General features: G+C 47.1%; 5 protein-coding genes. All 5 read right to left on the bottom strand.

Annotated features, from left to right (window positions below; all coding sequences use genetic code 11):
* Window positions 1–592: 592 nt before the first annotated feature.
* The 5 genes from NST26_RS16605 to NST26_RS16585 all read right to left on the bottom strand — a co-directional run bounded on the left by NST26_RS16605 (window position 593) and on the right by NST26_RS16585 (window position 12,741).
* The gene (locus NST26_RS16605; protein ID WP_340979507.1) at window positions 593–2,170 is read right to left on the bottom strand and encodes a GH39 family glycosyl hydrolase; all 1,578 of its coding nucleotides are present in this window, start codon (window positions 2,168–2,170) and stop codon (window positions 593–595) included.
* Window positions 2,171–2,198: 28 nt separating this feature from the next.
* Window positions 2,199–3,638 (bottom strand): glycosyl hydrolase family 28 protein, encoded by a 1,440-nt coding sequence (locus NST26_RS16600; protein ID WP_340979506.1) that lies wholly within the window; start codon window positions 3,636–3,638, stop codon window positions 2,199–2,201.
* A 279-nt stretch (window positions 3,639–3,917) separates the two neighbouring features.
* Window positions 3,918–10,025, bottom strand: a complete 6,108-nt coding sequence (locus NST26_RS16595; RefSeq protein WP_340979505.1) for a discoidin domain-containing protein — start codon at window positions 10,023–10,025, stop codon at window positions 3,918–3,920.
* Between the two features lie 107 nt (window positions 10,026–10,132).
* Window positions 10,133–11,707 carry an extracellular solute-binding protein gene (locus tag NST26_RS16590; protein ID WP_340979504.1) on the bottom strand — a complete coding sequence of 525 codons (1,575 nt, stop codon included), beginning with the start codon at window positions 11,705–11,707 and terminating at the stop codon, window positions 10,133–10,135.
* A 116-nt stretch (window positions 11,708–11,823) separates the two neighbouring features.
* Entirely contained in the window at window positions 11,824–12,741 is a 918-nt protein-coding gene (locus NST26_RS16585) for a carbohydrate ABC transporter permease (protein WP_340979503.1), read from the bottom strand.

Below are 12,741 nucleotides of genomic sequence, written 5' to 3'. Positions count from 1 at the left end.
TTTAAAGTTGCATCATTACTTCTTGTACTTATATTATAAAAATGATCTTTCTCTAAAAGATACTTCCTCCAATTCACAAAGGCATACGCTATAGGGCATTTTGGAGGAAACTCTTTATTATCCTCTTTGAGAAGGTGCACAAATTGTTTCACGCATTTATGATGATCGGTTAAATATTTTTTGGTTAAATAACGATTTACTGCATAATATATCTCTACATTCCGGGCATACATTTCTCTTGTGAAACTGTTGGAATAACAATAATCATTGAACTCATTTAAGCTTATTAAATCGTTTGTGGTATTTTTAAAATGATGGGTAGCAGACGGTAGCGAGGATTGAGTCAATAGGTCTAAATGACACATCTCGGGTGTAAAATAATAATTATATTTCCTTGGGTCTGTATCATCTGATAACCAATCTATCGTAGGTTTGTTAATGATTTTGAGTTTGATATTCCATGTTCCCCATAACGTATCATCAAAATCTGTCCGGCATCTGCCACTGCGGAAGACGGAATTTCGGGTTAATCCAATGTCTTTTCTAATGGGTGCACTTCACTAAAAGGTAAGGGTGCTTTTAACATCTAATTCTACATTTCGTTAACCGATACAAGACTCCATGGTGAGAGGTGCAGATTAAGGTCCAAAATGCCCTCGGCGTTTGCATAGATCAGTTCTTTCTTTCCTGCGGATGCGATACCTCTCAAGACTTGTGTCTGCTCCCGTGTAGGCGGTTCAGGACTGCCCATAGCCTTCCAGGCGGGTATAGCAAATCCGTTGTCCTCATCTATAGTTTCTATAGTAAAAGCAGCTCCTGGCGCGAGATCCTGTAACGTCAACCGTAGGATCGCTTTGGATCCCATCGCTTGAGTAGCCTCGGCCTGTTCGCGAACCACCGCATTAGGGACGGCAGTCGGCACAGCCTGCTCATCGTAATGATAGAGCAGTGCGGACAGCTTGCCGCTGCTTGGATGCCGGGTAACAATACCTTTATCACAGCGTGCAAGCTCTTCTCTCCCCAGCTTATTCAAGAAGCGGTACCCGTGATATACAGGCTTTACAATACCCTGGAAGTTAATCATTCCAAAACCTCCGTGGAAGATGGAGTCGCCTGCCCCGCTCTCCTCAAACACATCCGTAAAGACCCAATACGATAGCGAGTCTGTTAAATCAGCTGTGTCCAGATTTACTTTTACAATGTAGGCTGCAGCCGGCAGATAATCATGTCCATGATCGCGCGGTGAAGGTGTGGAACTCCATTCCGTCAGATGCATCTCTGCATCCGGATAAGCGCTATTCCGCAGAATATCACCAAGGCGCTCCAAGTCACGCCGCGTCGCATCTACAGTCCGGCTGTAATTGCGGCCTGTACCTGTACCATCCAGCGCCCAGTCTGTCGGATAAGGATGGGTACATACGAAATCCACTGGCAGTCCCTCAACTTTACAGAAATCCAGAAAAGCCTCCATCCATACCGGACGCCAATCTGCTTCATCGATATTCGGGCTGGTGAAGGTCGTATGGCGGCTTCGGTCTTCCCGCTCACTATCAAACCGGTCATCCGGCACAAAGTTGCTGGTCGACGGCCCCCCTACCCGCAGGTATGGATGAATCGCCTTAATAGCCTGGACGGTGATCTTGTACAGATGGAAATATTCACTCCGCGTTCCTTTCCAGAAGCCGTTCAAATTCGGCTCATTCCATACTTCGAAATACCAGGTAAGCACTTCATCTACACCATAGCGGCTAATCCAATGACGGATCATAGCGTCGATCAGTCCCTGCCACTTTTCATCGGATTTGGGTGGTGTGACATTACCCTTCCACCAGAATTGATATCCTTCTGCAGAAGCAAGATCATTGGGCATGAAGCCTAACTCTACAAACGGGCGGATTCCCGCATCCAGCAGGCGGTCAAACAGTTCGTCGATATATTGCCAGTTGTAGACCGGCTGGCCATTCACTTCCTTATAAACAAACATTTCATCATGCAGCAGGCCATGAAATCGGATATAACGGAAGCCGCAGGTATCCACTGCCAGCTTAAGCTGCTCCAGCCAATTGGCACGCAAACCTTCATGGGCTCTACCAGCTCCCACACATTCATTCCATGTTGCTTTGAGGGGAGTAGACTTAGCAGAGGCTGCTGCCATTAATTCATATACCATTTCCATCGCTCCTTCAGTTGTAGGTTTTCTAGGCATCAAATGACACTCCGCTTGTATAGTCGTTTATTTGAAAGAGATCATGCTCCGGCTCAAGGATAAGCCTGCCGTTGATCATGAGCCGTACGAAAGTAACATTGACAAGCATCCGTTCCTCATCGTAACCAAATATCTGAATTGGATTCCGGGTATCTCCCTGGTAGGAAATATCCTCAAAGTGTATATTCTCAATCCGCCGTCCGGGAATTGGATTATAATCCTTGTTCCATACTACTCTGAGGTCAATTAATCGCCCCAGCTCGAAACTCTCAACCCGGATATTCCGGTACACCACATCTCTGACGATATTAGAATCACCGGCATTGATCGCCATTGCGCCCATATAGTTTAGCTGCGGCTCATGATGCTCCAGAATATCAATATTGTCAAATACAATATCAGATATGGTGTCGCCATCTCCGTGATGGTTGCCATGGGTACCAATCATTAGCGGATGGGCTACATCTGCCCAGAACACAGAATTCCGCACACTGACATGTCTCGTGTCCCCGTAGTAATCCCACCGTGATCCATAAATGGCAATGCAATCATCCGAGGTCCGCAGAAAGACATCCTCAATGTCAATATGGGAGCAGGACATCATATCAATACCGTCAGACCAGCCGCGCGTGCTGAAGGACTTGAAGTTACGGATTTGAACATGGTGTGATTGTCCAAGATAAATGCTGTAATGTGGCGGATCAAGTGTAGTAATACCCTCAACCTTGATGTTCTCCGAGAAGGTGATACGGATACCGCGAAAAGCCGAGAAGCGGTGGAATTGGGAGAGATATAATAAGCCTCTACCCCGAATGGTGACATCCCTTACCCGGTCACAGACCAGTGATCCGACCACCAGTGCACCGCCGGCAATATATACCGTAGTACCCGATGGAATCCGCAGAAGAGTTTCCTCAAGATAATGCATCCCCGGGGCAAAATAGATCGTATCCGGCGCTTCGCCTCCCTCCTTCTGTGGAGTTGAGGTGAGCCTGTATATATCTTCAGTTCGGTGAATAGCAGGATTCAGCACAAGTACCTTATCGCTATCCGGATCCGGGACATCTGCTTCAAGCGGGTTGGCAAACAAATGCAGATTCGCAAACCGGTCACCGTTAATCTCAATGGAGAGCTTACGCGGGCGATCCAAAGTAAATCTTACTTCTTGTTTATCATGATCATAATGTATTGAAGCAGACAACGGACGAATGACCGCTTCGCGAATCAACTGTTTCCGGCTATTAACCTTTACTTCGACAGCTCCGTCCATATCAAAATACACCATCGACGCAGGTCGGACATTATGCATATCTACCATTACTTCGTAAACAAACAATTCCTGCCAAGGCTGACCCGCTGTACGTACAAACACTGCGAATTGATTATTGGCTGAAGCCCCTTTGGGAGCCTCGTATGTGATTACTCTATCCATTGCTCCTCCAGTCTGGTATCATTCCTGATAACGTTTCCATGATATTAATATGAAGAATTTCAAACCTAATCCTGTGTTAATGCTTACCCAGTTATTAATTGTAACAGCGGCAGTATTACTGGCATATAACACATTTGCAAGATTCATTGTAAATTCAACCGGACCGTAGAGAAGCAATCTCTACTCGAACAACCCTGCCGTCATATGATATGGGCGGCAGGGCATCTCAGACTATTCCTCATCAGAGTACCAATAGAGTTATTGGCAGTTTTCGGCTGCTTATTTGACCACTTTAACAATCATAGCTGTGCTTTTTATGATACCTGAGCTATTCTCCAGTTCTGCCACATATTCATAGACTCCAGGGGCCCTGCTGCTGATTAAGGTGGCTGCGGATTGGGCATTCGGTGTATGAACAGCCAATGCCTTCGTATCTATCAGTTCGCCATTCTCATATAAACGATACATAGCAGCGTTGGTTCCCCACCACAGGTTCATCGTGACCGTGAAGTTGCCATCTCCATCCCAGTTGTCATTGGACAGAACGGGAACTCCGGGTACTGCTTGAGTCACCGTGACTGTTAAGGGACTGCTTACTGTGGTTCCAAATGCATTTGTCAATTCATAGAGGTATTCATAGGTACCATTGGCTTTACCGGTAATCTGCGTGACGGTGCGCTGAGCAGAGGGTGAGTCATCTTCTAAGATTCCGGAGTCAATGACTATCCCATCCTCCAGCAGCCTGTAAGTGCTGCCATTATTCCCCCACCACAGATCCATCGTAATTCTATAATCACCGTCCAGCAGGCCGGTGTCATGGCCATTGTCACTAGATAATACAGGAGCCGCAGGTATAGCTGTCGCTTTAACAGCTTCTTCTTCCTGATCAACGGTTATGGTAATCGTATACTCTTTTTCGGTACCATCTTCTGCCGTAACCTGCACTTCAATGGTATTCACTCCTTCTTTTAGCAACACTTCGGCTGCTGATCCATTGTCCACGGTAACATCGTTAATCTTCAAAGTGGATGTCCGGTCATATACCGCTGCAGTTACGCTTATGCTGTATACATCACTTGTTACACTTGCCTTATAGCTTGTGACGGCTGGATCAAACGCAGGTGTCAGTGAACCCGCGCTCAGCGTCAGCCCAGCCAGATCGGCATTGGAGGAGGTGGTTTTGGCAAAATGCGCTGTGAGCTGCCAATCCTCAACAACCTGGAGCGGTCTGGAGCCGCCAAGATATCCCCCCGTGAAATATCCCGGATTAAACACGGGGTATTCGGAAACATTGTAATCCACCTCAATACCTTCAACTATTCTCTTCTGTGTCCACTTCACGAATGTATACCCATAATGCGGCGTGGCCTTAACAGTCACGAGTGCACCTTCAGCCACATTCTCCAGACGGCTTACCCCTTCCCCTGTGTCATTTCCCAGACCCATGCTGATAGTGCCGGCCTCTTCAATAGAAGCTGCTGCCTCTACGGTATAGGTTACCGATGGCTCATCTGTTAAATTACTGCCGTATGCACCGAACAGCCGAATCTCTGCCATATTCCCATACCAGGCGTTCCCGTTATAAATGCGGATATAACGGTATTTATGGATCTTCTCAGATTCTTTAATGGAAACGGACTGCCAGTCGGGTGTTTCCATTGCAGGGGAAGCGCTAATCGTCTTCCAGGTGCTGTTATCATTGGAGCCTTGCACATAAGTTCCGGATATTCTGGCGGCGAAGCCGGTGCGGGCCAGGAATTCCACCCTGCTGAGCTTGACTGCATAATCCGCACCCGCTTTGCCAAAATCAAACGTCAGCCACGCACCATTGGCGCTGCCGTTATTTTTAAATTCTGTATTGGTCAAATTATTGTCAAACAAAGTAGCTGGCGAGCCTGCGTTAAATGTGCCAGAAGAAACAGTAACATTGGCCTTGCCGATCACATCGTCAATATGATTTCCGGTATCCGAGATTAACACGGCTGTCCCGTCTGTAGTAAATACAGTCTCTGCTCCCGGCGCTCCATTCTCCGCGAGATATTGAATAGAGAAAGTTGCCTGGCCTGCAGCCGTACCGGCGGGTATGGTATACGTCGCTGTATATTGATTGAACCCTTCAGCAGCCTGAACGGCCGGCACTTCATGTCCTGCCAGGATGACTCTGATATCATGGATTTTCTCCGTAGCAGCGAAGGCTAGAGTTAGGCTGTCTCCAGGAACTGCACGCGAGACCATGCTTCCGTCTGAAGCTATCGATACTGTGGACAGCTTATGGATACTCTCAAACCTTTGTCCGAGTATGCGAAGTTCACCTAGCGATAACGGCTGATCCTCAACACTCTGTTCACGGTTCATAATACCACCATTGATATCTTTAAACCGGAAATACCGGAACCTGGTATCCTGATACAGTCCATACACCGGCAATGTCTGCATCTGTGCATCGCTGGTTGTCATGTCTGTCAAACGTACCCAATTCAGCTTGTCATTGGAGGCGAAGACAACCATGCCTTCGGCTCTCGCCCCCCAGCCAGCCTTGGCCTGAACCTGGAATGCAGAGGCCGAAACCTTGAAGAACGTTCCGAAATCGATCGTAAATGACTTGTCGTTCCCCGACCATAAGTCAGGTGAAGAAGTGCCGTTATTGTTATCAAGCAGATTGACGATGTTAGCCTCAGAGAGCGTCGAAGCAACCATCCCTCTATAATCGAGACTTCCATCTGAAGCGAGCGGCGTCAACAGCTTCAGACCGTCTACTGCTGCTTTCAGGACTTTAAGTGCATCGTTCTTGTCATTCTCCGTTCCGGATGCTGCCGAGACGGCTGCATTATAAGCAGCTCTATATGCATCAAGTGTTGAAGAGACATAATCTTTGCCATCATCGTAGGGTTGAATGATGTCTTCAATAGCTTCAATGTACGAGCCTTGTACGTTGATCGTAACATGCAGCAACGAGATCGTTGTCCCGTCCGTTGCAGCTACATACAAGTTGCTGCTGCCGAACGTCTGCGGGGTCCAAGTAAAACCACCTGAGGCGTCTATGACAGCACCTAATGGCGCATTGATTAGTGAGTAAGTTACAGTCTCAGCCGTATTGCTGTCTGTTGCCTTGAAGGAGACGGACAAGGCACCGCCTGCATAAGCGGAGAGCACCTTCTCCTGCGCAGCATTCTCAAATACCGGCGGCGTGATGTCCGTCGCAGCAACCTTCATATGATCCATAGCTACAGTAGTACCCGGATCACCCTTTATCCTGAAGAAGAGGATCTGACAGTCCGTGCTGAATTGAAGCTGGGTTGCATCCGCCAGTGAGAAGGTAACATACTTCCACTGATTGCCGGTATCAGGAAAGGTTACCGTTTTGAACGGAGCCAGGCTAGCGTCACGGCGAAGCTCTACTTGCGTTAGACCATTCGTTCGGATACGGAACGAAAGTGTTCCTCCCCTCCAGTTATACTGATTCAAGACCGCGAAGTTTGTACCCTCTTCTGTAGCTGCAACCTCTACAAAGGATGTCCCCATGTCTGTTCTGGTGGAAGTATTCCCGTCAAAAGGCGTGTACCGTGTTTCTATCTGGTAAGGTCCCTGACCGGATTTAGGTTCGACTGCTACAGACGGTATCGGTGAGCCCGCCGCCTCATCAGGAATATACAGCCAGGTTTCGTCCGTTGCCATCGGGTTGTGATTAAATTGCTCTTCTACATATTTGAAATCAGGGTCAGTTCCATCATAGCCACGGACGAACTTATAGTAATAGTAAGCATAACCGAAATTATAAAACCTGCCGCGGCCGCCATCAGCAAGTACGCTGCCAATGTTATCATTGAAGACAGCAGCGTATCCCAGATTATACTTGCTCCAATAATTGGTTCCTTTAAGAATCCGGTCATTCAGGAATTCGAATATGCCCACCGCGTCTGCTGAACTGGATGGCGTACCCAGAACAGGATCAAGCCTTGTCTTCTGAGCTTGCAGCATCCGGGATATTATAGAAATGCCTTCTACGTTACCTGCCGCATGTGGCTGATCGCGCATCATCTCCGTTACCACGACAAGAGGATGCTCCAGAGGGTTCCCCTCATTGTCCGCAGTGGTCTCCAGAAAGGCATTTTGAATAGCGCCATTCCAATACCTGGCCCCTGCAGGAGTCGAACTGTTGACGGTGTACCATTCCACCAGCTCATTGTAAGCAGCTGCATTATCCATGAAAATATAAGAAGACATGCTCGCCATGACGGCAGTATGATGCTGATTAAACCAGTAGTTCTTCTGATGCATGTACAGTCTCAGCGGGGGCTCCAGGAAATTGGTTATATATTGGTCGGTATCATTCTGAGTCCACTTCAGATTCTCGCTAAATGTACTGGTGGACCGCAGCAGTTCTGCCGCAGAGTTCATGTAGAACATAGGCGGACCGAGCTGGATATGGGCATCGACCACCATTGTTGCTTCATCCGGATTCAGCATGGACCATAAGCGAATAATCCGCATCGCTTTGGCTCGGTATTCGACATCTCCGGTCAGATAATACATAATCGCTTGATAATAGGCTGCTTTTGAATCATTTGTAAGCTGGTTGTTGAATAGATTCGTATTATAATTACTGTAGCTATATTTGGGAGCCAATGTAGCTGTCTCCGGGTAGAGATCATTCTGGATTAAATAGGATTTCGAGGCGTAATTGGTTGTACGGAAGGCTTGATAGTAGGTGTACCAAGGTTCTGCCTTCGCCAGAATATGCCCTCTGATCCGTTTTAGGTCCTCAGCATTCTGTCCTACGCCCGGATGGGATAGCTGCATATCCGTTAATCCGATAATTTCTGGAAGAGGCTCTGCCAGGTTGCTTATTGCCGTACTTAATCCCTCTGTAGCGTTATCGATATCAGCTTGTGAAATTTCATTCTGAGCCAGCTTATCCAGCGCAGCCTTGCCGGCAGCCAGGGCACTTTGTAACACATCCCAGCTTGCCTCCGTATAATTCCCCTTCGTGATCCGCCCGCCCTCTGCGATCTTATCCTGCAGATCATAAGCGTAAATCTCACTGGCTGTTCTATAGCGTCCGTAGAATTTGAGCTCTGCAACGTTCATGTACCAGTTAGAATTGTTAGTCATTCTCAAATACCGGTAAGCAGTTTTGTCTGTAATAGTAAACGTCTGCCAAGGCTGAATCCCTTGTGCTGTACTGCTGATCGTCTTCCAGCTCATAGCATCATTGGAAGCCTGAATATACGTTCCGTTCAATCGGGTAAACAGATTTTGCCGTGCAAGAATATAGACCCTGTTCAACGCGACAGCATTTCCCGGACCCAGATCCATAACCAAATATCCCCCTGCTCCGCCGGATAAGTGATACTCCGTGAAGCTGTTGACATTCTTGTCCATAAGAGTTGAGGCATAATTATCTGCTGAAGAATCATAAGTATTCACTATATTTCCGCTTGCATCCTTTACGGGTCTGGCAAAATCAGCCTTATGCAACATATCGACGAAATCAGAACCCTCAGCAATGGATACAGCGCTTCCATCTGTCGCAGCTCTTATAGGCGTCCCATAGCCCCCCTCCAAATCTGTATAGATAACAGAAAATTCAGCTATGCCGGGGAACTGATATTCACTTACCTTATATTCAGCGATCCAATTCAGGTTGTCTGAGCCTGGGACCACAGTGGCTGGAATGATTCCACCATTCATATATAAATCAACATTATCAATCGCCTTATGGGCTGCTATAGTGATTGTTAGGATGTCTCCCGCAATGGCTATAGTAGGATTCGTATTCCCGGATTGTATGGAAACGGTGTCAATCAGATTTGAAAGCTTGATCCTTTCCCCGCTTATTCGAAGCTCGCTCAGACTAAATATGCCTCCATTACCTTCTCCGGTGATTTTAAAGTACCGGTAAGGTTTGGACTGATTCGCTGCCTTTACAGGCAAGTTCTGCATTTCAAGCGAATTAACCGCTTTAGCTGTTGTAATTTCGGTCCAAATACTTCCTTCCATGGATGCCAGCACCGTTCCGCCCAGAATGCGGTTGCCAAAGCTCTCTCTTGCCTGCAAGCGGAAAGCTGTTGCCTGCACTCCATAGCCTTCACCAAAATCTAGCGTGAATGCCTTGTCATCTCTAAGATCACCTGTGAAAGAGGTATTGGAGGTATTCATATCTGTTAATTTCGCCAGATTCACTGTAGAAGGAAGAACGGTTGCGAGTGAAGGGAAATCCAGCGTGCCATCCGGCAAAAGCTGGCTTGCCGTTTCCGTGCCTGCTCCCTCCACCTCTGAAGCGGGCAGCAGGTTAACCGCCAGCAGAATCATTACTAATAGCGTGACCCCTAGGCGGTGTACACGTTTTGTTCGATTGGCTTTGGGCCTGTATACAGAACTCACCATAGTTAACAGACTCCTTCACATGGATATTTTTCGCAAAGCAATGCATTATATTTCTCCAAAAAGAACGCCCCGCATAGACAACACTATACGAGGCGTATAATTACTTCTTATTTCGCTGCAACAAAAGCATCAAGCTGTTTCTGCAATTCAGCCAGATAAGTATCATAGCCAGCACTCTTAAGCTGTTTTTGTACTGTAGCCAAATCCGCATCAATATCATTGGTCATTCCTACAGACAGCGGTTGAATGTATTGTGTTTTTACAGTTTCCAGGTTAGACAATTCCGTAGCCAGGGAAGAAGTGTCGAAACTGAAGCCTTCATACGGGTCTGTTCCGCCAGCTTCCGCAGCCTTGCTTCCTTCGGCCTGGATGTTGTCGTAAATTGCCTTCCATTCACCAGGGTAATTCACCTGGAGATTCATATACCCGTCAGCCAGACCTGTCCAAGACGGCTTAATGTTCTCTGACGGAATCCCCTCGTAGTTGATGAATCCTGCACTGTCCACATTATAGTTCTCACCAACTACACCATAGGACAGCAGATTATAGTAAGTTTGGTCTGTATGAGCCTTCTCAATCAGCTTCAGAGCCTGCTCCGGATATTTAGAATTAGCCCCGATGGAGATCATTGTCAGCGAGCCTGCAGACATCTTAGGCAGGAAGCTTGGAACATTGTTCAGGTAGAAATCATACCAGCCATATTCCGTATCCGGCAAAGCTTCTTTAAGCGGGTTAATATAATTGCCGCTTACCGCGCCAAAATGATTATTGAATTCAAGCGGCTTCTGGTCAACCTTCATCAATTCAAGCGTTTCCCCAGTTGCATTGCCTTGTGCAGCGAGCACGTCATGATCGACAATGCCATCATCGTACCATTTCTTGGCCTTCTCGACGGCTAGTTTATATTCTGGAGTGTCATACATACTGATCACTTTATAAGGGTCATCCACAGAGGCTACTGCATAATCAGGTATAACCGTCAGATATTTGCTGCCGCCAATCAATGTCCACAGATTATTTCCGAACCGTTTATCGTTCAGCATAGGAGTAGAAGAGTAGACCTCTTTGGCTTTATAGAGGTATTGCTCTACTGCGCCCAGGCTGTTGATTTCAGGAAGACCCCATTCTTTGCGCAGATCTTCCCGGTAGAGCATACCGTCCGAGCCGCCACCCGGCTTGTTGAATTGAGGAATCCCAAATACCTTACCATCCAGCTTCACCCGATCCAAGGCGCCTTTATAGTGCTCAACAAGATCCGGTACCTCATTCAATAGAGGCGTCAAATCAGCAAACGCATTTTTGGTCGCGAAATTCGTGAAATCTGACCAGACTCCGCCTACATAAATATCATATTCTTTGGCGGCAATCGCTCTGCTGATCTGATTCTTCTCGTCTCCCCAGGGGATATAATCAAATCTGATCTTGATGCCCAGGTCCTTGATTGTCATTTCATCCAGCTGTTTGTAGAAGTTATCCAGGCCGCTTTTTGGCTCATTCCCCATAGTAATGGCTTTCAATTCTACGACTTCTTTGGGGGCCTCTGTGGCAGCAGCCGGACTGCCGGAATTGGCAGGCGCACTTCCAGCGTTATTATTGCCGGAATTCGAACAGGCTGTAGATAAACCAAGCATCAATGACATTAATGAAATGGACATCGTCTTTCTGAGATTCTTTCTTTTCAATCTAATCCCCTCCATAGCTATTCATTATATGTGCACTGGCGGAAACCGTAAATACGGTCTCCACCAACTTGACACCGAGTCTAAACTGCAAGAATGAATGATCTGACTAAATCTGCTTAGCCCTTTACGCTGCCAACTACTAAACCACTGACGAAGTAACGCTGTACGAACGGGTAGAATAGTAGTACCGGCCCTGTTACCAGCATTGCTGTGGCAAGCTTCATCGTTTCGCTGGGCAGCTGCTGGATAATAAGCACATCCGATCCCTTTACCGCATCGGTTACTCTCGACAACATCCGATAGAGCAGATACTGCAGGCCCCATTTATCCTTGTCTGTGATCAGATACAGACTATAAGTAAACCAGTTGTTCCAATACCCCAGCGCAGTGAACAATCCGATAGTGGCCATCGCCGGCTTGGTCAGCGGCACAATAATCTGCCAATAAATCCGGAAATCTCCGGCACCATCAATCCGGGCGGATTCCATAAGCGCATCAGGGATGCCTTTGATGAAATTCCGGAACAGGAATACATTGAAAGCAGACATCAACCCTCCCAGAATGACACTCCATAACGAGTGATTCAAATGCAGCACATTGGCTACGACCAGGTAAGTCGGAATTAGGCCGCCACTAAAGAGCGTGGTGAAGTATACAAAGAATGCAACCTTGTCTCTATGCTTGAAATCCGGACGTGATAGAACATAACCGCCCATAGATGTACATAACAAACCTAGAAATGTGCCTAACGCAGTCACGTACATTGTAACCATATATGCTTTGCCGATCGTTCCACCCAAGGCAGTGAACACGACTCTGTAAGCTTCTAATGTGAAGCCCTTGGGAATGATAGAGTAGCCGTTTCTTACGACTTCAGACTCTGTGCTAAAGGAACCGGACAGCATAATAATAAATGGTATGACACAGGCTAGGGCTCCAATAGATACGATAATCACGGCGAATACGTTAAATACCCTGGTTCCGACATCATCGCGGATTTTACTGTTCTGTTTATTTGAAGTCAGAGAACTCAC

This window comes from Paenibacillus sp. FSL R7-0128, assembly GCF_038002245.1.
Classification (GTDB): Bacteria; Bacillota; Bacilli; order Paenibacillales; family Paenibacillaceae; genus Paenibacillus_AQ; species Paenibacillus_AQ silagei.
Note: the sequence above shows the minus strand (reverse complement) of the source record. Positions and strands in the feature narration are given on the sequence as shown.

Coding starts and splice junctions, on each gene's coding strand:
- NST26_RS16600 (WP_340979506.1), bottom strand. CDS start 3,638: ATGGATAGAGTAATCACATACGAGGCTCCCAAAGGGGCTTCAGCCAAT.
- NST26_RS16595 (WP_340979505.1), bottom strand. CDS start 10,025: ATGGTGAGTTCTGTATACAGGCCCAAAGCCAATCGAACAAAACGTGTA.
- NST26_RS16605 (WP_340979507.1), bottom strand. CDS start 2,170: ATGGTATATGAATTAATGGCAGCAGCCTCTGCTAAGTCTACTCCCCTC.